The organism is Paraburkholderia sp., assembly GCF_026225065.1.
Taxonomy (GTDB): Bacteria; Pseudomonadota; Gammaproteobacteria; order Burkholderiales; family Burkholderiaceae; genus Paraburkholderia.
In genome coordinates this window covers 16,356-39,162 of record NZ_JAMFSB010000074.1, presented here as the reverse complement: position 1 = coordinate 39,162, position 22,807 = coordinate 16,356, and the positions used below count along the sequence as shown (strand labels likewise).

At 62.2% G+C, this 22,807-nt stretch carries 21 protein-coding genes; 7 read left to right on the top strand and 14 right to left on the bottom strand.

The genetic code is table 11. The features are described from left to right. Positions 1 to 531 precede the first annotated feature (531 nt). Complete coding sequence (locus M0954_RS05600; RefSeq protein ID WP_297352072.1) at positions 532 to 2,280, top strand: pyrrolo-quinoline quinone; 1,749 nt, start codon at positions 532 to 534, stop codon at positions 2,278 to 2,280. A gap of 16 nt (positions 2,281 to 2,296) precedes the next feature. Here the strand turns inward: M0954_RS05600 and M0954_RS05595 are convergent, their stop codons facing one another. Beyond that, complete coding sequence (locus M0954_RS05595; protein WP_297352071.1) at positions 2,297 to 2,713, bottom strand: NUDIX domain-containing protein; 417 nt, start codon at positions 2,711 to 2,713, stop codon at positions 2,297 to 2,299. After that, positions 2,710 to 3,078 (bottom strand): hypothetical protein, encoded by a 369-nt coding sequence (locus tag M0954_RS05590; protein ID WP_133894840.1) that lies wholly within the window; start codon positions 3,076 to 3,078, stop codon positions 2,710 to 2,712. Before M0954_RS05590 ends, M0954_RS05595 begins: the two co-directional genes overlap by 4 nt. Before the next feature lie 137 nt (positions 3,079 to 3,215). On the opposite strand from M0954_RS05590, the gene M0954_RS05585 reads away from it, so the two are divergent. The 3 genes from M0954_RS05585 (at position 3,216) to M0954_RS05575 (ending at position 6,301) form a co-directional block, all read left to right on the top strand. After that, positions 3,216 to 3,545: a DUF1090 domain-containing protein gene (locus M0954_RS05585; RefSeq protein ID WP_122159059.1), complete on the top strand. Its 330-nt coding sequence runs from the start codon at positions 3,216 to 3,218 to the stop codon at positions 3,543 to 3,545. Positions 3,546 to 3,730: 185 nt separating this feature from the next. After that, a complete protein-coding gene (locus tag M0954_RS05580; RefSeq protein WP_123387328.1) occupies positions 3,731 to 4,228 on the top strand; it encodes an NUDIX domain-containing protein in 498 nt (165 codons plus the stop codon). A gap of 969 nt (positions 4,229 to 5,197) precedes the next feature. Further along, complete coding sequence (locus tag M0954_RS05575) at positions 5,198 to 6,301, top strand: porin (protein WP_297352070.1); 1,104 nt, start codon at positions 5,198 to 5,200, stop codon at positions 6,299 to 6,301. A gap of 454 nt (positions 6,302 to 6,755) precedes the next feature. Here the strand turns inward: M0954_RS05575 and M0954_RS05570 are convergent, their stop codons facing one another. Beyond that, a complete protein-coding gene (locus M0954_RS05570) occupies positions 6,756 to 7,700 on the bottom strand; it encodes a glyoxylate/hydroxypyruvate reductase A (protein ID WP_297352068.1) in 945 nt (314 codons plus the stop codon). A 221-nt stretch (positions 7,701 to 7,921) separates the two neighbouring features. Between M0954_RS05570 and M0954_RS05565 the strand changes: the two genes are divergently transcribed. Then, entirely contained in the window at positions 7,922 to 8,767 is an 846-nt protein-coding gene (locus M0954_RS05565; RefSeq protein ID WP_122155847.1) for an ABC transporter substrate-binding protein, read from the top strand. A gap of 65 nt (positions 8,768 to 8,832) precedes the next feature. Next, complete coding sequence (locus tag M0954_RS05560; RefSeq protein WP_122155848.1) at positions 8,833 to 9,837, top strand: threonine/serine dehydratase; 1,005 nt, start codon at positions 8,833 to 8,835, stop codon at positions 9,835 to 9,837. Here the strand turns inward: M0954_RS05560 and M0954_RS05555 are convergent. The 7 genes from M0954_RS05555 to M0954_RS05525 are packed head-to-tail and all read right to left on the bottom strand — an operon-like array spanning position 9,806 to position 17,355. Continuing rightward, entirely contained in the window at positions 9,806 to 11,098 is a 1,293-nt protein-coding gene (locus M0954_RS05555) for a gamma-glutamyl-gamma-aminobutyrate hydrolase family protein (RefSeq protein WP_297352066.1), read from the bottom strand. The two genes, M0954_RS05560 and M0954_RS05555, sit on opposite strands and share 32 nt — an antisense overlap. Positions 11,099 to 11,133: 35 nt before the next feature. After that, entirely contained in the window at positions 11,134 to 12,366 is a 1,233-nt protein-coding gene (locus M0954_RS05550; RefSeq protein ID WP_297352064.1) for an aminotransferase class I/II-fold pyridoxal phosphate-dependent enzyme, read from the bottom strand. A 37-nt stretch (positions 12,367 to 12,403) separates the two neighbouring features. Next, positions 12,404 to 13,579, bottom strand: coding sequence for a Xaa-Pro peptidase family protein (locus tag M0954_RS05545; RefSeq protein WP_297352062.1), 1,176 nt, complete (start codon positions 13,577 to 13,579; stop codon positions 12,404 to 12,406). Positions 13,580 to 13,600: 21 nt separating this feature from the next. Next, positions 13,601 to 14,689, bottom strand: coding sequence for a mandelate racemase/muconate lactonizing enzyme family protein (locus M0954_RS05540; RefSeq protein WP_123387323.1), 1,089 nt, complete (start codon positions 14,687 to 14,689; stop codon positions 13,601 to 13,603). A gap of 5 nt (positions 14,690 to 14,694) precedes the next feature. Next, positions 14,695 to 15,858: a M20 family metallopeptidase gene (locus M0954_RS05535; protein WP_297352060.1), complete on the bottom strand. Its 1,164-nt coding sequence runs from the start codon at positions 15,856 to 15,858 to the stop codon at positions 14,695 to 14,697. Between the two features lie 15 nt (positions 15,859 to 15,873). Beyond that, positions 15,874 to 16,623, bottom strand: a complete 750-nt coding sequence (locus M0954_RS05530; protein ID WP_133894834.1) for an amino acid ABC transporter ATP-binding protein — start codon at positions 16,621 to 16,623, stop codon at positions 15,874 to 15,876. A gap of 9 nt (positions 16,624 to 16,632) precedes the next feature. Further along, positions 16,633 to 17,355 carry an amino acid ABC transporter permease gene (locus tag M0954_RS05525; protein WP_123387320.1) on the bottom strand — a complete coding sequence of 241 codons (723 nt, stop codon included), beginning with the start codon at positions 17,353 to 17,355 and terminating at the stop codon, positions 16,633 to 16,635. A gap of 192 nt (positions 17,356 to 17,547) precedes the next feature. Here M0954_RS05525 and M0954_RS05520 point away from each other — a divergent pair, with 192 nt between their 5' ends. Beyond that, positions 17,548 to 18,462, top strand: coding sequence for a GntR family transcriptional regulator (locus M0954_RS05520; RefSeq protein WP_122155856.1), 915 nt, complete (start codon positions 17,548 to 17,550; stop codon positions 18,460 to 18,462). Between the two features lie 75 nt (positions 18,463 to 18,537). On the opposite strand, the gene M0954_RS05515 is transcribed toward M0954_RS05520, so the two are convergent. The 4 genes from M0954_RS05515 to M0954_RS05500 form a co-directional block, all read right to left on the bottom strand. Next, entirely contained in the window at positions 18,538 to 20,004 is a 1,467-nt protein-coding gene (locus M0954_RS05515; RefSeq protein ID WP_297352058.1) for an amidohydrolase family protein, read from the bottom strand. Further along, the gene (locus M0954_RS05510; protein ID WP_297352056.1) at positions 20,004 to 20,951 is read right to left on the bottom strand and encodes a dihydrodipicolinate synthase family protein; all 948 of its coding nucleotides are present in this window, start codon (positions 20,949 to 20,951) and stop codon (positions 20,004 to 20,006) included. Before M0954_RS05510 ends, M0954_RS05515 begins: the two co-directional genes overlap by 1 nt. Before the next feature lie 15 nt (positions 20,952 to 20,966). Further along, positions 20,967 to 21,689, bottom strand: coding sequence for a GntR family transcriptional regulator (locus M0954_RS05505; RefSeq protein ID WP_297352055.1), 723 nt, complete (start codon positions 21,687 to 21,689; stop codon positions 20,967 to 20,969). Between the two features lie 70 nt (positions 21,690 to 21,759). After that, positions 21,760 to 22,806 carry an ABC transporter ATP-binding protein gene (locus tag M0954_RS05500; RefSeq protein ID WP_297352053.1) on the bottom strand — a complete coding sequence of 349 codons (1,047 nt, stop codon included), beginning with the start codon at positions 22,804 to 22,806 and terminating at the stop codon, positions 21,760 to 21,762. Between the last annotated feature and the right edge of the window lies 1 nt (position 22,807).

Here is a 22,807-nt window from a genome sequence, read left to right as displayed (position 1 = left end):
GTAGATGGCAATATCAGCTTGGGCTACACCAGCCTCGCCCAGTGTCCGTTGTGCCGAACGCGCGTCAGCGCAGCTATCGAACACGCCTAAAACAGTCTGTCTCATGATTTGTCCTCCGCAATCGTGGTGCGACAGCCTCGCCGCCGTGTTGTAGCGGCCGCAACGCGCGTGCCTGGGGCGGCAAGAAGTCACCGGCTTTCGCCCGGTTGGTGCAGTCGTCCCGAGCGCACAGGCGGTTGCCCGGTCTTTCATCCTTTCCTTGTCCGGTAGTTAGTGCGGGACCGGCTCAGGCCAGCGCTAATCCAACGCCACCTGTCGGGCGCTCGCGTACCCAAGCGCTGTCTAAATGCTGCGAAGTATTGGCGGGCGCATCGTCGGCAGCTGTCGTAGATTGATCCGGAACTAAACGTGTGAACAATGTCCCGCGCGATAACTGACCTTGCGAATTCAGAGGGCGGTGCAGCAATGGCATTCATCTGACATTGACCCCGTGGCCACCAGTACGACCCTAGCGCAGGAAACGTCATCGCCATGAAATCTCTACAACCCAGGCTGGCTTTTTCTTCCACCGTTTGGCGCCACGTGTTGACGATTTGTGCTGGATTGCTGATCGCTTCAGGCATTGGATCGTGCGGCGGCGGTTCGGGTAGCAGCAGCCCGAGCGGCACGAGTTCAGGTAGCGCCGGCAGTACCTCCGGAACGACTTCTGCGCCGGGCACGACTACGCCCGGGGGAACGACTACCGGCTCGACACCGGCAGCGGCGCAAACCTACCCGACTGACGTGCTCATGCACCACAACGACCTCGCGCGAACCGGTCAGATGCTTGCGGAAACAACGCTCACGCTGGCCAATGTCAACTCGGCGACGTTCGGCAAGCTGCGCTTCCTGCCGGCAGACGGCAAAGTCGACGCGCAGCCTCTATTCGTGACGAATCTTATGATTGGCACGGCTGCGCACAATGTCGTCTATGTTGTGACAGAGCACGACAGCGTCTACGCCTACGACGCCGATAGCGGTAACGCGCTGTGGCAAATCTCGCTGGCGGCTGCGGGTGAAACCTCGAGTCCTGATCCCGGCTGCACGGATATCACGCCGGAGATTGGCATCACGTCGACGCCGGTCATCGACCGCTCACGCGGCCCGAATGGCGCGCTATATGCCGTGGCCATGACCACGGACGCCGGCGCGAACGTCCATCACCGCCTTCACGCGATCGATCTTGCAACAGGAGCGGAACTGTTTGGCGGCCCGACCGAAATCGCCGCGACGTATCCGGGAAGCGGCGCAGAAGGTGCGAACGGCGTCCTTACCTTCACGCCCGCCTTGCACACCGAGCGCGCCGCGCTGACGTTGGTCAACGGCACTATCTACATGGGCTGGACCGCCCACTGCATGTCCGGGAACTACAACGGCTGGCTCATGGCGTACAGCGAGGATACGTTGCAGCAAACGAGTGCGCTTCCCGTTACCCCGAACGGCAGCCAGGGATCGATCTGGATGGCGGGCTCGGGCATGGCATCGGATGGCGCGTCCGTCTATTTTATCGACGGCAACGGTACCTTCAACCCGACGCTCAATGCGCAGGGATTTCCAGTCGATGGCGATCTGGGCGATGCATTTATCAAGCTCTGTGCCACCCCGACGCTGGTCGCGACCGATTACTTTGCCATGTACGACGTCGTGGCCCAGGCCGCTGCGGACAACGATTTCGGCTCGGGTGGGGCGATGCTGCTGCCCGATCAAACCGCGTCGGACGGAACCGTCAAGCATCTGGCTGTCGGAGCGGGCAAGGATACCCATATCTACCTGGTAGATCGTGACAACATGGGCAAGTTCAATTCAACGACCAACAACATCAGGCAGGAGCTGATCGGCGTGCTGACCGGCGGCATCTGGGGTTCGCCGGCGTATTTCAACAGTGTGGTTTATTACGGAGGACAGACAGATGCGCTTAAGGCGCTGCCCATTGCCAACGCGCTGCTTGCCACCACGCCGTCGTCGCAGAGCCCGACAACGTTCGCTTATCCCGGCGCCACGCCGGCCATTTCCGCGAACGGCACGAGTAACGGCATTGTGTGGGCGGCGGAAAACGGCACGGTCGGCGCGTTGCACGCCTATGACGCCACCAATCTTGCGCACGAGTTATATAACAGCAATCAGGCCGGCACACGAGATCAGTTCGGTCCGGGCAACAAGTTCATCACGCCTATGATCGCGGATGGGAAGGTTTATGTAGGTGCGACGAACGGCGTTGCGGTCTACGGCTTGCTAAATTGATGCCGGTCACGACTTATTAAAAAGAGAAATAGAGCTGGGTTGGCTCGAAGAGATTCGCCGGCAGGGCATCTTCTGCGAACCATGACCATGCCTCGCATTTATCCGGCTCCATACATAATGGCGTACCTGTTGAACCGCCTTCGACGAACAACGTGACATGCCGAAGTTTGCCGGGCTCGATCCACCCCGTCCTCCAGGTTGTTGCCACTAGATCCGTTAGGACAAGACCTGTTTCCTCAAGCAACTCGCGGGAAGCAGCTGTAAGCGGATGTTCACCCATGTCAACTTTGCCTCCGGGGAAGCCCCATGTGCCGTAACCATATTCGCTACGGCGCAGACCAAGAAGATAACGGCCTTCGCGCTGAATCACCACGCCGACGCCAAGCAAGGTTTCAGCATCGCGCGAGCCGTTGCCCTGACCAAAAGAATTCATTCCGCAAGTCTCCGATAGAGCTCGGCAAAGTTAAACCGACCTTGCCTCGTTTCGATGTACGGCAACTTGGATAGCCTGAAGCATGACCTCGCATTCGATCGGCGTGCGATACCCGATTGAGGAATGAAGGCGCCGCGATTGTAGTAGGCTTCGATCCAGTCGACGATGTATGGCCGTTCCACTCTGATACCAGCCATTGGAACCTCGACCACCCGAACGTCGGCTTCGGGTCTCGCGCAGCCGATCGCCGACAGGCAGGGACCGGCCAAAAGCGGCACCTTCGGCCCAGAATTACGAAAGCGGTCAGTCATGGGTTGCTTGCGCGGAGAAATCGAATACCTTCCATTGTGAGCGATTTTTCCCATTCATTCTCCGAATCACGTTCGCGTTTCAAAGTAATATTGCCTCATCGAATCTCGACCCCCAGAGCTTAAACACCCGGAGGCCCCGCTTGAATACGACTATCAAGGCATTTGCGCTCGCCATCGTCATCTTTCCGGTAATGTGTTCCGCTCAGACAAGCGGCTGCGATGCGAAGCGCGAGTCGGTGGAGCAAGAGATCGCCTATGCGCAGGCGCACGGCAATGCGAAGCGCGTCGATGGACTTGAAACTGCGCTCGCTCAAATGAATGCGAACTGCTCTGATGCCGTTTTGCGCAGTGATGCGCAACGCAAGGTGACACAGGCCCAAACGAAGCTGTCCGAACGCGAGCGCGACCTGAGCAAAGCGAAGGCCGACGGCAAGGATGCGAAGAAAATTGCCGAGCGCCAGCGCAAGGTCGATGAGGCACATGCGGATCTTGAGAGATTGCAGACGGAAGCAGCGCAATAATCACCTTTGCCGTGACGACTTCGGTGCGGAGCTCCGGGGAGCGTGCTCCGCAGGTCTGAACCACTTGACACCTGCGCTAGCTGCCCAGATTTTCCAGGCAGCGGTAACAGATGCCAAACCACCCAATCCGCGCGAACGCAACGAACCGGAAGATCCTCTGACCATGAAAGGAAAGGAGAGACCTCATGCCGAGCCATGAGCGAGCGCGTCTAGCCATGCTTGTCGACTCTGTCTGGCGCATGGCGCTTCGCCTCGGATTCCGGCTCGCTCGTGCCTGGTGGCGCATTCGACGGCCTCGCCATGAGGGTGCACTAGTCGCAATCTACGTCGGGCAGGCGCTGTTGCTGGTGCACTCATCGTACCGGGACGAGTGGAATTTCCCCGGCGGTAGTCTCGAGCCCGGCGAGGCGCCAGAAGCCGCGGCACAACGCGAAATGGAAGAGGAGCTGGGTCTCTCATCGCACCCATTACGCCCCGCGGGCAGCGCTCGCGGCATTTGGGACGGTCGAAGAGACAGGGTGCATTTCTTTGAACTGCACCTCGATCGCTTGCCCGAACTGCGGCTTGATAATCGTGAGATTATCGCCACGCATCTGGCATCGCCGGAGGAATTGCACGGCATGGCGCTGACAGGGGCGGTCACTGCGTATCTCAGCAGTCGATCGCCGGTCAATAACGCCTGAAGCGGTGTGGGCATGGCCGCAATCGCGGTGGCGGGCCTCATACTGAGCTTCTTCACGTTCGGCGCTGCGGCCGCTGTCACGGGAGCTCTGGAGGAGGGGATTGGCGGCGGTGCACTGGCGGGTACCGAGGGCTTGTCGACGCCGGATTGAACGCCGCATCGACCTTGACGACCGAGACCACGACCGAGGCCAGCACGTCTTCGTCGTTCTTTAGCATCTCGTTGCCCACGACGTCGAATCTGGCGGCCCAAGTTGACGCACGTAGCGGCGTGAAGCATGGCGTTAAAAGTGGCGGACGCCGAAATCCATGGGCAGGAGGTCGCTGCATTGGCAGTGGATATCTGACGTGCCTTTCCCGCGGGCGCTGAAGGCGCGTGCCTTCGAATCAGCTAATGCAAATTCAGTCGTACATCTTGCGGCGCTCCAGGCAAACTCCCATCACCCCGCGAAACATGTACGGAAATCCACACTATGTTTCGAACAACCTTTTCGCTGCAATCCTTCGCGGGTTCATTTTGCCGCGCATGGACCATCTGGTGGACTGCGCAGCCTGCGCACGGCTCGCCCCATCGATGCTGGTTTACCTGGGCCGTTTGCAAACGAAAAAAATGCCATTCAATCGATGTTTTATCCATGGACCCATCGCCTTCCGCGCAAGTAACCTTGCCAAATGATGTCCGATACGTTCCTAACCCGAATCGACATCGACCACGCAAAAATACAATCGTTCAAAGGAGATCAGAATGAGCAGTGAAGCTACTCTAGGCCGTTAGCTTGCCCCGCCATTACCGGACTTCGATCTGGCGGACAATCAGCCGACCGGCCGCCCAGAAACCGACCCTCCATCCGTAAGACCGTGGGATATCCGGGCGTATCGGCACGCTCGATCGCTCACCGTATGCCATTAGTATTAGCAATACTAAATAAATTAATACCTATAAAAGCATCGGCAATCCGATGCGGATAAAAATGGAGATGTCTCGCATGAAAAGGTTTGTTGTTCTCGCGTCCGGCGCAGTCCTGTCCTGGGCATCCGCCTCCCCCGTGCTCGCACAGTCGACGGTCACACTCTATGGCGTGCTCGACAATGGCTTCGTCTATCAGAGTTCGAGCGGCAACAATTCGGCGATCCGCGCGGTCCCCGGTGGACTCTTCGCGACACGCTACGGCTTTAAGGGCGTCGAGGATATCGGCGGCGGCGTGCACGTCAATTTCCAGTTGGAGCAAGCCTTCTCTGGTCAGACGGGTGCAGCAACAAACCCGGCCGATGCCTTCAATCGTCTAGCGTATGTCGGTCTGTCTGGCGGTTTCGGCGAAGTCCGCTTCGGCTTGCAGAACACACCGCAATACGACATCCTGCAGGCAGCCATGGATCCGTCCTGGGTGAAAAGCATCGCGTCGCCCATGAATAACTTCAACGGCCTGATTATCCGCGCGAACAATGGTATTTCCTACTACACGCCCACGTTTGATGGGCTGAACGCCAAATTCATGGTGGCATTGCGCGATTCGTCGACGACCGGGTCGGGCAACGGCATAGGGTTCTATAACGCTCTCGTCCAGTACATTAATGGGCCGTTGAATGTGGCGGCCGGCTACGAGCGGGGAGACGAACCAGGCGTCGGAGCGGGTGGCAGCTATACGCTGGCGGGCGGCGGCGCCGCGGGTCCTGGCGCGGTATTTAACGTGTTCAACGCAGGGGCTTCGTATGCGATCGGTGCCAACCGGATCTGGCTGGCCTATCACACGGAGAACCTGACCAACACACCGAAATACGAGCAGCACGACGTCTACCAAATATCGGACTCGTATCAGTTCGGGCCAGCTGCTTTACTTTCGCTGATGTACGGTTACCTGCACGACCGTACGGGAAAGGGCAACAATGCGCAGCAATTGGGCCTCCTTTTCGAGTACTCCCTGTCCAAATCGACCGAGCTCTATACAGCGGCTGGCTTTATCCAGAATCGGAATCAGGCAAACTACACGCTCTCCGGCACCGCCTATTCGGGCCTTACGATCACTCCCGGCACCGACACGCGCGGCATCGGAGTCGGCCTGGTACACAAGTTCTAAGGCCGCAGTAGAAGTCCCGCCCGGCTTTGCCCAGAAGCGTCGTTTGGGCATTCTTGATGTTACTGAAAGTGGCCATTTCTAAACGGTCGTTGATGGGAAGTCCGCAACCACAGGACTGGCTGGACTTTTCCCGTCTGACACCACTATTTGGATGACCGTTTCACCTTAAAAGCTGCCGCAGACATCACGCTGCGTTGAAGGGCGGGTACGGGGCGCGTGCTGCCGATCGTCGTCAGGCAGGGACCGATCAGAGTCAGTCGCTGCGCTTCAATTTCCCCCTAGTTTGACATTACACCTGCCGGGCTTCGAGACCTATGCAGGGTAATTGACGTATTTGCTGCGAACAGCGGGGCGCTGTCGGCCCGCGCCTGAAGCGGGTCACCTCGGAGGTTCATGCGCCGCTTTACTGTTGGGAAAGAGTTCGTTGACAGCACGCAAAGCGTGCACGCCTTACTCAGTACCCGCGCGCAAGGTCGACGCTTTCCGGAATCTCACCTGTCTCGCGATACCTGCGGATGTTTTGGCCGACGATTGCCGAAGCTGTCTGGCGATCGGTCGGCGCCGAAATATGCGGCAGGACCGAAACCCGGGGATGAGCCCATTGCCAGCTGTCCGGCGGTAATGGTTCGATGCTGAAAACGTCGAGCACCGCATGCCTGATACGCTCAGCGTCCAATGCCGCGCGTAGTGCGTCGTCGCAAACAATTGGCCCCCGCGCGAAATTGATGAGCGAAGCATGATGGGGAAGTTGAGCGAACGTAGTCGCGTTCAACAGTCCCCGGGTCTCGACTGTCAGGGGCAGCAAACAGACCAGAATGTCGGTCCTGGCGAGCATCGCCGGCAATTCGACGGCGCCCGCGAAGCATTCGACGTGGGACACGCTTTTGCGCATTCGGCTCCAGCCGCAGACATTGAAGCCTGCGCCAGCAAGGCGATCTGCGGCAGCTTCGCCCAGTGCCCCCAGGCCCAGCAGTCCCACGGTCGTGTCCTGAGGTCGGGCGTAATCCGCCGCCAGCCATTGACGCCTCGTCTGTTGCGCTGCGTAGAGCGGCATATCGCGGTGCAGATACAGCGTCCATGCCAGCACCGCTTCGGCCATGGTCTCGGCCAACTGGGGGTCGACCAGCCGCACGACGTTCAATTCGAGGTCGGCCAGATCTGCCACGAGGCGCTCGACACCGGCCCATACGCTATGTACCCATCTGAGTTGGGGTAATTGCCGGACATCCTGCGGCAACGGGTTAGCGACGATGGCGACCGTGCAACTGGCCCTCGCGTGTGCATCCAGCGCACTCAGCGGCACCACTTCTTCATCGGGCATGGCCTGTTGCAGCGCGGCGATCCATTGCCTCGCGAATGGATAATCAGGATTGCAGATGAAAGGAAGGCTTGTTTTCACTTCTCATGTACCTCGTCGAGATTGTCTCGATTCTTCGCGTTGTATATGTACAAAGTAGGATAAAAAATACAAATTTCCTGACAGATGGCTGGAACAATCAAGCCTCATTTCAAGGATAGCGCGTCAATAAATAAAAATTCTCGCTTGACGCGTCATTTTCGGATTTGTATAAATTTGTACAACTAGAGCAAAGCTCTCATCTCCTATCATCAGGAATCGCCATGAAGCCATCCTTCGCGTTGCGTGTGCTGTTTGCCTTGACGGCTATGTCATTCGTGGCTGGCATGCCCGCACGTGCTGCCGAACCCTTGAAGACGGTCGAAGCGGGGCAGTTGACCTACGGGGTCGCGGCGACATTCGCTCCGTTCGAATTCTCCAAAGACGGTGCGCTGGCCGGTTTCGACATCGACCTGATCAATGCGATCGCCAAACAGATGAAGCTGACGCCGGATGCGCAGAACATGCAGTTCAGCGGATTGATTCCGGCGCTGCAGGGCGGCCGCATCGATATCATCAATTCGGCCATGTACATGACGGCTGCGCGCGGCGCGCAGGTCGACTTCGTGCCGTATCTGAGAGTGGGCGATCGGGTCATCGTGCAGGCATCCAATCCCGCTGGGATCACGGGCCGGGACGACTCGATCTGCGGGAAAAACCTCGCCGTCACGTTGGGCGGCATCGAGGAAACCTATGCGCGGGCCGACGCGCAACGCTGTACCGCAGCCGGTCACAGTGCGCCCAACATCATGACTCTGCCGGACGCACAGAACTCCGCTTTAAGCTTGCGGCAAGGGCGCGCCGACGCCATCTACAATTCGACCCCCGGCACGGTGCAATTGCTCGCGGAAGTGCCCAATGTCTATAAGGCTGTGGGCCCGGAGTTCGAACAGACCACCACGATCGGAATCGCGGTCGGCAAGGGCAATGCGTCCATGGCCGAAGCGGTGAAGGACGCGCTGGCGAAAGTCGTTGCGCAGGGGACGTATCAGCAACTGATCGAGAAATGGAAACTGCCGGCATCGGTGTCGATCTTCGACGGGCAGAAAACGGCTGCTCATACCGAGTGAGCCGCGCCGCCGCATCGCAGGATTTCGTTTGCCGATTCATCCCATGACTAACAAGGCCACAAGTAATGCTGTCTTATCGCACACCCGTCGCGAAGGATGTACTCGATGCGGCCGCACGGTTGCACGAGGTCGCGATCGAGACGCCGATCGTACGCTCGGACCTGCTCGACGAAATCACCGGCGCACAAATCTTTGTCAAGCTCGAAAGCCTGCAGCACACCGGCGCGTTCAAGTTTCGCGGGGCGTATAACTGTCTGTCGCGTCTGGATCGCGACTTGTGTCCAGACGGCGTCGTGGCTTACTCGACCGGCAATCACGGTCAGGCAATCGCCACGGTTGGCCGGATGCTGGGCATGCCGACGACGGTCGTGATGCCATCGAATGCGCCTGCGAACAAGGTTGAAAAGGCGCGGGTTGCGGGCGCGCGAATCGTTCACTATGACCGCGAGCGCCAGAGTCGCGAAGAGGTCGCGGCCGAACTGGCAACGCAGGGCCGGTTTGCCGTCGTTCCCCCGGGCGACCACCACGACGTCATTGCCGGCCAGGGCACGGCGGCGCTCGAGGCGCTGAAGCGGCTCGGCAAGGACCGCGTCGATGCGATCGTCGTGCCGTGCGGCGGCGGCGGATTATCCGCAGGCACCTGTCTGGCGGTCGAGGCGGTGGGCTCGCGCGCCCAGGTCTGGGCGGCGGAGCCGGCCGATTTCGACGATACCCGGCGTTCGCTGGTGGCGGGCAGCAGGCAAGCCAACCCGGTCGGAGGCGCCTCGATTTGCGACGCGCTTCTGGCGCCGATCCCGGCGGAGTTGCCGTTCTCGATCAACCGGCGCAGGCTCGCCGGCGTGCTGGCGGCGGACGATCGTGCGGTGAGGCTCGCGATGGCTTTCTGCTTCGAAGCCTTCCGCGTAGTCGTCGAGCCGGGAGGGGCCGTTGCGCTGGCCGCGCTGGTGGCGGACCCCGCGGCGGCCTCGCTGCGGGGCAAGCGCGTGCTGGTGATTGCATCGGGTGGCAACGTGGACGCGGCGCTGTTCGGTGCCGCGATCAACGAATTCGCGCCGCGGCCGCAAGCATGAAAGCGCTTAGCAGCGGATGAGGCATACCGGCTGCCGACGACAGTTCCGGATGTCCCTGCATGCCGATGAAAAACGGATGACCGGGCGCTTCGATTGCGTCCGCGATCTGTTCGCTCGTATCGCGCGCAACGATATGGACACCTGCCGCTGCTAACGGCGCGGCAAGTTCAGGGTTCAGCCGGTAGCGGTGATTGCAGAGAATGTAACGTTGCGCGCCGAGGATCGCGTCGAGCCGGGAGCCCGGTGTGACTTCAAGCGGCTGACGTCCGAGCCGATGGACGCGCGGCGCGCACGCGTCGGCCCCGATAGGCACGAAGCTCGGGATGCGCACGTGCGGTTCGGCCTCCATCAGGCCGATTTCGTCCGTGTGCAGGGCGAGCCGTGCGATCGCCGTCGCCATCGACTGCATCCCGAGGCATAGACCGACCACGGGTACGGACGAAGCCCATGCATATTTCGCAGCCGCGATCTGTCCCGGCACGCGTGTCATGTCGGCGCCGCCCGGCAGGACCACGCCGTCGAAAGCAGTCAGCGCCTCGCGGGCATTCGCGTCGCTCAGATCGTGCGGCGAGACGCAGATCAGGTTCAGGTCGATAGACTGCGCTTCGGCCGCGTCCGCGAGTGCCGCGAGTGTAGCCGGATAGGCATCGCGCTGGTCGGCTGCGCGGCCGATCAGCGCGATACGAAGCCCGGCGGCGGGCGTGGGGGTGAGTGCTGCGGTAGCCGCGCCAACTGCAGCCGCTACACGCTGTCCTTCCAACCCGGGTTGAATCCGTGGTGCGTCCCAACTCCAGCGTCCGAACCTATCCTGCCGGGCCTGCGTGATCGTTCGCGCCATTCCGTGCGCGCCGTCGGGCCGTTCAATAATTCGCGTCAAGCCATCATCGCGGACCACACGATACCGCCGCACCGGGACGCAATTGCGTGCGGCGAGCGTGGCGAGCGCGTTGGCGGCCTCGATCCCGCCATCGGTACCGGGATGAACCGGCACGACCACCTCTGCGCCTGCCGCGCGAGACACCAGTTCGGCGGCACTGTTCGCTATGCTTAGCGGTCGACCGCTCAGGCGTTCGCTCCAGACCAACCCGCTCGGCACGAGCGCGCCGTCCACGGTGACATGCTGAATCGCGTCGGGGAAGCGGCCTTCATCGAAGCGCGCGGCCAGGTGCAGCAACGTCGCGCCGATGGCCTCCGCCAGAATCGCGGCCTGCGCGCCGTAGTGCGCGGGCGTGTCTGCATCGTCTTCAACGAGGTGCAGCATTCAGGTTCTCCCGGATCGTCTCGTGCCGACTGCTTTCAACCGTTGCTCGTTTCGACGGACGACGGCACCAGCGCCGCGCACGCAGCCTCGATCCGGCGGCATGCGTCCTGCAGTGTCGGCCCGGCGACCGCGTAGGCGATACGGATGTGGTCCCCCACGCCGAACGCACTGCCGTGCACGACGCCGACATGCGCGGCATCGAGCAGGTAATTGGCGAAGTCGAGATCCGTGCGCAGGATCGTGCCGTCCGGCGTGGCCGCGCCGATCACGCCCGCGCAGTTCACAAACGCATAGAAGGCCCCTTCGGAGGCCGCGCAATGCAATCCGGGGCATCGTTCGATCGCCGCGAGCACCATCGCGCGGTTGATCTGCAGCTCGGCGAGCCAGTCGGCCATGAAGTCCGTGCCTCCTTGCAGCGCTGCCAAGGCGGCCGCCTGGGAGATCGTGCTCGGATTCGAGGTGCTTTGCGATTGTAGCGTCTGCATCGCCCGGATCAGCCAGGCGGGGCCACCCGCATAGCCGATGCGCCAGCCGGTCATCGAATAGCTCTTCGACACCCCATTGACCGTCAGGGTGCGCTCGTGCAGGCGTGGCTCGACCTGAACCGGTGAGTAGAAATGCTCGTCGTAGCGGACGTGCTCGTAGATGTCGTCGGCCATCAGCAGGACGTGTTCGTGCTCGAGCAGCACGTCGGTCAGCGCCTTCAGCTCCGCATGTGTGTAGACCGCACCGGACGGATTGTTAGGAGAGTTTAGGATCAACCAACGGGTCTGCGGCCCGATGGCGGCACGCAGCACCTCTGGCTGCAGCTTCCAGCCCGCTTCAGCCGTACTTGGCAGCACACGCACCCGTCCCTCGGCGAGCGCCACCATGTCCGGATAGGACACCCAATAAGGTGCGCAGATCAGGACTTCATCCTCGGGCGCGATGGTCGCGAGGAGTGCATTGAAGATGAGCTGTTTCGCCCCGGTTCCGGCAATGACCTCCTGGGTCGAGTAATGAATGCCGTTCTCGCGGGCGAATTTGTCGACGATCGCTCCCAGCAATTCTGCTGTGCCGGCAACCGCCGTGTACTTGGTGTCGCCACGCTCGATGGCGGCGATACCCGCCTGTTTGATGTGAGCGGGCGTGTCGAAATGCAGTTCGCCTTCGCCGAGGTTGATGACCGGTTTGCCCTTGGCGAGCAGGTGCCTGACCTTGTCGGAGATAACAGCCGTGGGCGACGGCTGTACCCGCTTCATGCGCGGCGCCAACTGATTGGAAGACATGGTGACCTCGTGATTTCTGGTGAACGGACGCGCGGCGTTACGCCGGAATCTGCAGCAACGGACGCTCGATCGTCCCGAGGACCCGATGGCCGGTCCCCGTGACCACGACGGTTTCGCTGACGCCGACGGTAAATTCGCCGTAGATGCGCAGCGCCGGTGGGATATGGAAGGTCATGCCCGGTTGTAGCGGCGTTGTGACTCCCGTATAGAGGCTCAGGATCGATCCCTCGCCCCAATCCGGCGCGAACGAGATACCGACTGAATAGCCGGTCCGCTTCTTGAAGTTGTCGGTATAGCCGGCACGGTCGATGACCCGTTGGCAGGCCAGGTGCGGCGCTTCGCACGGAGCCCCGGGCTTGATCGCGTCGAGTGCGGCTTGCAGCGCCTCCTGGCAGACCTTCTCCATGTCCAACGCTTCGGGGCGTACCGTGCCGATCCACGCCGAACGCATCAGCGCGGCGTGATAACGGTCGTGACACGCGGCCATTTCGAGGAACGCCGGGGCGTTGGCTTCGAGCGCGCGACGGCGCCACGTACCGTGCGGCACCCCAGTGCGCGGGCCGGCCGACACCAGCGGTTCCATGCCGACGTATTCCGAACCAGCCGTGATTGCCGCAGACATCATCGCCGCCACCAAGGTGTTTTCCGTGGCGCCGGGCGTGACCACCGCGAGTCCGGCTCGCATGCCGGCGTCGACGTAGCTTGCCGCGATGGCGATCTTCTCGATCTCCGCGGCCGACTTCATTGCGCGCAGTTGCTCCACCACGCCCGCGGCGTCTGCGATGCTGCCGAGCTTGTCGGTCAGCGTTTCGTAGACGGCAATCGGCAGGAACCAGCCGCGCTTGTCGATGGCGATGCGTTTGCCGGCCAGCCCCTTCTGCTGAATGACCTTGACCAGCACGTCGATCGGGTTGTCTCCGTCGCTATAAACCTGGGCATCCGAAATAAATGTATTGGCGATGAAGTTAAAGTATTCGAGCTGACGGATCACAAAAACGGGCTCGCCTGCGACTGGCAGGATCAACGCCTGAAACGTGTAGTAGCCGGGTGTCTGCTGCCCGGTCAGATAGAAGATGTTCTCCGGACCGGTAACGATCATCGCATCGATGTTCGCTTTCGCGAGAGAAGCGCGGGCGCGTGCGACGCGGTTGGCGTATTCCGCGGCCGGAAAGGCCGATTCGTAACCCTGAGCGGGACCTTGGCTTGCCTGCATGTTGATGGTTTCCTGAAGAGTCTAGATAGGTTGAGTCAGTCTGGAATCAAACGAGACGCCGAGTCCGGCGGAGTCCGCGACGCGAACCGTGCCTGCGTGGTACGAGAGCCCGCTGACGGGATCGTCGAGGAGACCGTCGGCGCCGTAGAGTTCGGCCCAGCGCGGGGCGGTCGCGAAGCAGACTTGCAGCGCGGCCGCGGTGGCAGCGGCGCCTTCGTTCATCTGTCCGATCATCAGCGGGATGCCTGCTGCCGTCAGCCGACGCGCGGAGTCGACGGTCTTCGCGATGCCGCCAAGCTTCACGAGCTTCAGGTGCGCGGCAACCGGCAGGCCGGCGAAACCGCACAGCGCGTCGATATCGGCATCCGATTGAAGGCTCTCGTCGAGCATGATGATGAGCGGGCTCGTTTCGGCGAGCCGGCGCAGGCCTGCCCAGTCGCCGGTGGCGATTGGCTGCTCGACGTATTCCACTTCGCGCTCCGCAAGCGCCGCGAAGCGGGCGGGACAGTCAGCGGGCGACCACTGTCCGTTGGCATCGACGGAAAGCGTCATGCGTCCCGCGAAATGCGTTCTGAGCAGATCGATGCGGCGCAGGTCGTCATCGAATGCGCCAATGGCCACGCGCAACTTCAATTCGTGGAAGCCGCGTTCGAGATAGCGGGCTGCACGGGCCAGCATGGTTTCGTCCGAGGACCAGAACAACGTCTGGTTGCTACGCCAGGCCGGTGCCTGCACGGAGTCCGCATCGAACAGTCCGGCGACGCTCACGCCTATTTGCTGCGCGTAAAGATCACGTAGCGCGCTATCGATCATCATGCGTACCGGCGCGGAAAACTGCGGGAGCCACACACCCGACGTGTCGACGAGTGCACGTGCGCCGCACTGCCAGTCGATCTTTGCAAGCGCGGTACGCGCGTTCGCGACGACTGCTTCGGGCGTGAAGCCGTTCAGGTACGCGATATTGATCCGCACCTCACCGATACCGGTCTTGCCGTGTTCGGCGAGCTTCAGATAGAGCGCGTCCAGATGTCCTACGCTGCCCGACGCCGCGGTGTGCAGCACGAGGCCCTCGCCGTAGTGAAGCGATGCGCGGTGAAGGGTGGCTTGCACGGTCGTCAGCCGCCCGCTTTCAGCATGTCGAGTGCTACATCCCGATAGATCAGGCTCGACGCGAGCAACTCTTCGATCGGCACGAACTCATCTGGCTTGTGCGCGACTTCGAGGGTGCCCGGTCCGATCACGACACCGGCCGCGCCGAGGCTGCGAAAGTGGACGAGATCGCAGCCGCCCTGAAAGCCGAACGGCCCAGGCTCGGCGGTGCCGTGCGTGCGGCAGGCAGCGAGGCCCACCTGGACGATCTTCGAGTCGAGCGCGGTTTCGGTCGCGCCGCCCGTGGTGGCGCGATATTCGAGGACTTCCGCGCGCACGCCGAAGCGTTCTCGCGCGAGTTCGAGCAATTGATCGATTTCGCGCTTGACGTCCGCCTCGAGTTCGCCGGGCACCATGCGACGGTCGAGCAGCAGATCGCAGGCTCCTGGCACCACATTGTCCGCATGTCCGCCGAACGCGCGCGTAACCGTCAGGCTTGCCGAGCCCACTAGCGGATGGCAGCGGCAGCGCACTTCGTTTTCGTGATGTCCTTCGATCAGCTTGAGCAATTGCGCGGCCCGGTAGATCGCGTTGTCGCCGAGATGCGGCGTACCGGAATGCGCCGTGACGCCGTGCACCCGCACGAGCGGCCGCAGACTGCCCTTGTGAGCCGAGAACGTCGCATTCGAGGTCGGCTCGCCGACGACCACGAAGTCGACCTTGGGCTTCCCTGCCGCATAGAATTTTGCGCCTTCGCTGGCGATCTCCTCATCCGCGGTGAAGACGCCGAGCAAGGTGCCGGACCAGTTGCCGCGGTTGGCGGCCAACATGCGCATGGCTTCGATCATCGCCGTCAGCGGGCCTTTCGCATCGCATGAGCCGCGGCCGTACAGACGGCCATCCGCCTCGCGAAGGATGAACGGATCGGACTGCCAACCGTCGCCGGCAGGGACCACATCGAGATGCGTGTTAAACGCGAAGGTCGGACCGGGGCCGTTTTCAAGTCGCGCCATCACGTCGGCGCGGCCCGGTTTGTATTCGCTGAGCGACAGGTCGAAGCCTTCGCTCGCCAGCAACCAGTGAACCCGTTGTGCGGCTTCGAGCTCGCGGCCCGGCGGATTCTCGGTGTTGATACCGACAAGGTCAGTCAGATCCCGCTTCATGCGGGACAGATCGGGTTGAGTGTGCATGGGTGGTATTCCGCGTCAGTGCAGGATCTGGTCGAGAAAGCGGCGCGCGCGTTCGTGCGTGGTGCCGCTGAAAAACTGTTCGCTGGTTTCGGTCAGGATGACTTCGCCGGCATCCATGAAGACGATTTTGTCGGCGGCCCGGCGCGCAAAGCCCATTTCATGGGTGACCACGAGGCTCGTCATGCCTTCCGCGCTCAGTTCGGCCATCACGTCCAGCACTTCGCTGACCATTTCCGGATCGAGCGCCGAAGTGGGCTCGTCGTAGAGCATGACTTTCGGCTTCATCGCGAGCGCACGCGCGATCGCGACGCGCTGCTGCTGGCCGCCCGATAACTCGTCCGGATAGGCGTCCGCCCGTTCGCGCAGGCGCACCTTGTTTAGCAGCACCATGGCGAGGTCGTGTGCGTCGTGGCGGGAGACGCCGGACACGGTCATCGGCGCCAGCATGATGTTTTCGACGGCGGACAAATGCGAGAACAATTCGAAATTCTGGAACACCATGCCGATCTGCTGGCGCACCAGATGCTCGGCTTTCCGTTCCCGTGTGAGGTCGCGGCCGTCGAACAGGATGTTGCCCGCGTCGACGGTTTCGAGCAGGTTGATACAGCGCAGCAGGGTGGACTTGCCGGAACCCGACGGGCCGACGATCACGATGGTTTCGCGCGGCGCGACCTCGAGCGAGCAACTCTTGAGGATGCGCGTGCTGCCGTAGCTTTTGTCGATACGGTGAATTTTCAGCAGAGGCGGGGAGGCACCGGTCGACATGGGCGTCCTTTAGCGAACGAGCGGTTGCGAGGTGCCGAGCAGGCGTTCGGCGAACGACATGCGGCGCGTGCTGGATTTGCGCTTACTGTCGAGCGAGCGTTCCATCCATCCCTGCAGCACCATGAACAAGGTCGTGAGCGCGAGGTAGTAGATGCCGGCCGCGCTCAGCGCTTCGAGGTAGCGGAAATTCGCGCTGGCGGCCTGATCGGCGACCAGCAGCAGTTCCTGCACGGCGATGACCGAAACGAGGGCGCTTAGCTTGAGCATGCCGATCATCTGGTTGCCGATGGGCGGCAGTACGACCCGCAGCGCTTGCGGCACGACGATGTGGCGAAATACCTTGGCGCGTGTCATGCCCAGCGCGAATCCGGCCGTGCGTTGACCCTGTTTCACGGCGTGCAGACCGGAGCGGAAAATTTCCGACATGAATGCGCCTTCATTCAGCGACAGCGCGAGTACCGCACACACGAATGCACTGAAACGGATGCCGAACGATGGCAGAACGTTGTAGATGAAGATGATCTGGAACAGCACAGGGGTGCCGCGGAAGAGCCACAGATAGAAAAACGTGAAGGTTTTGGCAACGCGGCTACGCGTGCCTTGCAACAGTGCCAGCACAAGGCCGATCAGCATGCCGAATCCGAGCGAAACGACCGTGAGCAGGAGCGTGAGCGCTGCGCCCCGAAGGAAGTCCTTCGAGGTCAGATACTCGAGCAGAAGATGTAGTGACATGCTCAACTCCGATTGCGGACTTCGATTTGTCTTGATTGTTTCAATTTATACAAACGACAAAAAGACAGGTCAAGGAATAATTCCCTTTGATGGAAGCACGTTCTGCGGCATCGGCTCGAAGTCCCGTCTCGATCAGTATTTGAAATTTGTATTTTTTGCTATTCTTCTACAGTTAGACTGAGGGATGACGCAATGACAAAGAGGCCGGGCAAAGGAGCCCATCTACTGGCCAAGCAGATTCTTGATCTGATTCAGGAAGCGAGGTTCGAGGTGGGGCATCACCTGCGTGAACAGCAACTGGCGGATCTGCTCGGGGTGTCGCGCACACCTGTCCGTGCGGCCATGGCGTTGCTCGAATCGCTTGGGGTGATCGAGGCGCGCAAGAACCAGGGGTTCTTTCTGGCCTCTCCCGCGGACGGCCTGCATCGCGTGGAACTGGAGTTGCCCACCTCGGGAGATGAGGACCTGTACAACCGCCTCGTGACAGACCGGCTGGCCGGTCTGATTCCGGTGTCGCTCACGCAGACGGATATCGCGCAGCGCTACGAGGTCGACCGAGTCACCATGACACGAGCCTTGTCGCGGCTGTCGGAAGATGGCCTGATCGTGCGCAACAAGGGGCACGGCTGGAGTTTTCAGCCCTCGCTCGATTCTGCCCTGACCTTGAAGAGCAGTTACGATTTCCGCCTGACGCTGGAGCCCGCGGGCCTGCTGTTGCCGACCTTCTCGCCGGATCGCTCCGCGCTCGAGCGGTGCCGCCGTGAACATATTTTCCTGACCTCGCAACTGGGCCTCAACGGCATAACCCCCAGGCAGGTGTTCGATACCGATGCGAATTTCCACGAGATGCTCGCGGAATATAGCGGGAATGTTTTCATGCATCAGTCGATGCAGCAGCAGAACCGGCTGCGCCGGCTGCTCGAATTCCAGGGGTATGTGAACCGCAAGCGGATCCGGGAGTGGTGCAACGAGCACCTGGAAATCATCGACGCGATTCTGGCCAACGACATGCCGGCCGCTGCCGAGCGCATGCACAAGCATCTGTCCCATGCGTACCATACGACGGGTGCGGCGAATGCGGTGGCAAAAGGCGGCAAGGCCGCGTAGGCCTCGAGCGGGATATACGGCACGTCCTGCCAGACTTGCATGTGCAGTTCGACGCACCGCGCAGTAATGCCGCACTCAATGCCGCTTCACGACCTGTCCCGCGCGGGTATGCCTAAGCTCGCCGTCGGCAAACGCGAGTTGGCCATTGACCCAGACCCGCTCCACACCGGCAGACCGAGCGCGCGGTTCAGCGAAGGTTGCGCGATCGCTGACGTCTGCGGGATCGAATAACACCAGATCCGCAGCGAACCCCGGCTCGATCCGGCCGCGGCCAGGCAGCGCGAGTTCCTCGGCGGCGAGGCCGCTCATCTTGTGCACTGCGGTCTCCAGACTGAAGAGCCGCTCGTCGCGCGCGTAGTGCCCCAGCACGCGGGGGAAAGTGCCCCACAAGCGCGGATGCGGATGCTCGTCGTGCGGCATGCCGTCGGAGCCGATCATCGTCTTGGGAAACGTCAGGATCCGGCGCACGTCGCTCTCGTCCATCATGAAGTAGATCGCACCGGCCGGCATGAGCCGTGCCGCCGCCTCCAGTTCGTCGCAACCCATGTCGCGGGAAATCTCGGCGAGCGTGCGGCCGACGTGCTGCGGATACGGCCCGGACCAGCTCACCAGCACCGATGAGGCGCGTGCGACGAATTCCGGCCGCAGGACCGTCGACGACGCGTTGTACGGATAGCAGTCGAGCGAGACCGGCTGCTCGTTCATCGCCGCGGCGATGCGCCTGAGCGTTTCGACGGAGCGGCCGTGGTTGGCGATGCCCGCGAGCTTGTGGTGCGAGATCAGCACTCGCACGCCGAGGCGCCGGCCGATCTCAAAGGTCTCATCGAGGGCGTCGACGATCTTCTCGGCCTCGTTGCGCATGTGGGTTGCATAGAGCGCGCCGTAGGCCCGTAGCGGCTCGCCGACGGCAACGATTTCGTCGATGTCCGCATGTCGCGCCGGCGGGTAAAACGTGCCGGTCGACATGCCGAGCGCGCCGGCTTCCAGCGCTTCGGCCAACAATGCCCGCATGGCGTCGCATTCGGCAGGTGTGGCGGCGCGCTCCAGGTCGTCCATGACATTGGCGCGCAGGGTGAGATGACCGACGAGGCAAGCGGCGTTGACGGCGATGCCGGTCGACTGCAGCGCTTCCAGATAGTCGCGGAAGTTCGGAAACCGCAGCCATTCGGGTGTGGCGATCAGGTCGAGGGGCGGCGGAATGGCGCCGCGAATGCCGCCCGGTGCGAGGCTCAGGCCGCAATTGCCGGTGACGACCGTGGTCACCCCCTGCGATAGTTTGGCCGCCATCGCGCCCGGCATCAGCAGCGCGCGGTCATCGTGCGTATGGACATCGATAAAGCCTGGGGCGAGCACCCGGCCGGCGGCGTCGCAGCGTTCACGCGACGGTACACCGGACAGCTCGCCCACGGCGGCGATGCGGCCGCCTGCAATGCCCACGTCTGCGATGAAGGACGGTCCGCCGCTGCCGTCGACAACCGTCGCCCCGGCAATGCAGAGATCGAATTGCATGCCGTACTCGTTGCCCTCAGTACGCTGACTCATCAGGCCGCTGCCTGCACAGCGAGCCGCGCCTCCAGCCGCCCGATCAGCCGGTGCAGCTCGGCCTTATCAGTGGCATCGAGCACCGGGCCCGGCTTGCGAACCGCAGCACTCCTGATCGCCCCGCGGTGACGCAGCGTTTCCTTGCGCAGGGCGAGGCCAATGCCGTACTGAAACTCGTGACGCAAGAGGGGCAGGTAGAGATCGAACAGGTCCTCGGCGGCTTCGGGCTTGCCCTGTGCGAACAGGTCGCAGACCTGCACCAGCATCTCGGGGTAGGCAAAGCCGGTCATCGCGCCGTCGGCGCCGCGCAGCATCTCTTGCGGCAGGAACAGCCCGCCGTTGCCGATGAGGATGCTGATGCGGCGGCGCCCGATGGCCTCGCTCTGGCTGCGCAGTTGCGACAGCTTGCGCAGCCCCGGCAACTCTTCATGCTTGAACATCACGACCTGAGGGAATTCGTCGACCAGTTGATGCACCACGGCGACGGAGGTGTAGACCCCAGTGGATTGCGGGAAATCCTGCAGGCAGATCGGCACGTCTTTACCCAGCATGCGGGCGACGGCGGCATAGTAGCCATACACCTGATCGTCGGTCTTCAGGTTGGCCACCGGCGTCAGCATGACGCCGGCTGCGCCTAGCTCCATCGCTCCTCCTGCGAGGCGCTCGATGTGCTGGTTGGACGCATGGCTCACACCGACGATAACCGGCACTCGGCCATCCACACGCTCCAGCACGCGGCGGGTGAAGCGCAGCGATTCTTCTTCGGTCAGCTTGGGCGCCTCGCCCATCATGCCGAGGATGGTCATGCCGGCTACGCCCTTGTCGAGGTAGAAGTCGACCAGACTGTCGGTGCTTTCGAGGTCGAGTGCGCCGTCGTCGGTGAATGGCGTGGCCGAGATGATGTACACGCCCTTGGTGTTTTCATCGATGCGGGAAATGTGGGGCATGAAAGGGTTCCAGATTCAGAGGCGGGTGTGACGCGCGACGAGACCGACGCGCACGGTGTCGAGGTGCTGCCGCATGGCTTCGCTAGCCGCTTCGGGATTGCGCTCCACGATGGCCTGCAGAATCGCAATGTGTTCGCGGCAGCCAGGCTCGAAGCGTTCGGGTGTGCCGTTCTGGTCGAAGCAGCGTGCCTTGATGCGCAGGTCGTGGATCAGTTGCGCGAGCATCGGGTTGCCGCTGGCAGCGGCGATGGTGTCGTGCACGAGGTTGTCGACGCGGTGATTTTCTTCGATAGAGGAGCTGCCGGTTGCCAGCAGGGCCTGCACTTCAGCCATCACAGCGCGGGCGCGCTGCTCGTCGAGCCGGGTTGCGGCGCAGGCCGCCGCCTCGGCTTCGAGGAGCACACGGATCTGGAAGATTTCCAGATACTGGCGCAGGACGGGTTCCTTGACGACCAGTTGGCCGCGCGCGGTCCGCACGGCGAAGCCGCCGCCGATCAGGCGGCTCATGGCCTCGCGCAGCGGGGTGCGCGAAATGCCAAGGGTGGCCGCCAGCGTGCGTTCCTGCAACGGCGTCTCGGGGGGCAGGACGCCACGCTGGATCATGTCCAGCAGGGCCTGGTAAGCATCGCCTGCCAGATCCGGCGCCTCGTCGCCTGCGGACAGCACGGGGTGCGGTGCCTTGGTGGATGTGGGACGCGGAGCGGCGCCGTTTGTCTCGATGGTTGGGTTGTTGTTCATGGTTATCGGAGTGGGAGCAAATAAACATGGAGTGGCGTTGGCGGCATGGCGCACGGATTCGTCGCAGGCGTCATGCCGCGGCGAACTCCATTGCGTCTGTGGCGCTGAAGCCCCAGACGACGGACTGGCCCGGCGTGCGCTCGGCCGCGCCGGTGCCGGCCGGCACGTAGGCGACCACCGTGCGGCCAGGTGCTTCGATGAATATCTTCCAATGCAGTGCGCAGAAGGTCGAGGCGACGATCCGCCCTTCATGGCGCAGGTCCGATGAGGTCAGCTGGGTGCCGATGCGTACGTTTTCCGGCCGCACGCCTAACATGCAGCCCGCCCGGTCGACGAAATTGCATTCGCCGAGAAAGCCGGCCACGAACGGCGATTCCGGCGTGCGGTAGAGCGCTTCGGGCGCACCGGCCTGGACGATGCGACCGTGATCCATGATGACGATGCGCTCGGACAGATTCATCGCCTCTTCCTGGTCGTGCGTGACGAACACGATGGTCAGGCCCAACTCGTGGTGCAGTTTCTTCAACTGCAACTGGATCGCCTGGCGCAGGTTCTTGTCGAGCGCGCCCAGTGGTTCGTCCATCAACAGGACGTCAGGCGTGAAGACCAGCGCACGCGCCAGCGCCACGCGTTGTTGCTGGCCGCCCGAGAGTTCGCGCGGCAGCCGCCCGAGCAGTGTGTCCATGCTGACCAGTTCCAGCACCTCGCCGACGCGCCGCCTGATTTCGTCGCGCGGCAGGCGGCGCATGCGCAGCGCAAAGGCGACGTTGTCGAATACCGTCATGTGCGGGAACAGCGCGTAGTTCTGAAACACCATGCCGATGTTGCGCAGGGCGATCGGCGTGTGTGTTACGTCCCCGCCGCCGATGCGCACGCTGCCCGCGTCCGGTGCCTCGAAGCCGGCGATGATTTTCAGCAGCGTGGTTTTGCCGGATCCCGAGGCGCCGAGCAGAGTGCAGAACTGGCCACGCGGCACGTCGAGGCTCAGCTCGGGGAGGGCGACAGCAGGGCCGTAGGTTTTACGAATGCCGCTCAGGGCGATGTCCTTGCCCTGGTGTTCGGCTTGCGCGGCGAACTGCGGCGGCAATGGTGAGTTGGACTCTGCGATGTGTTGCATC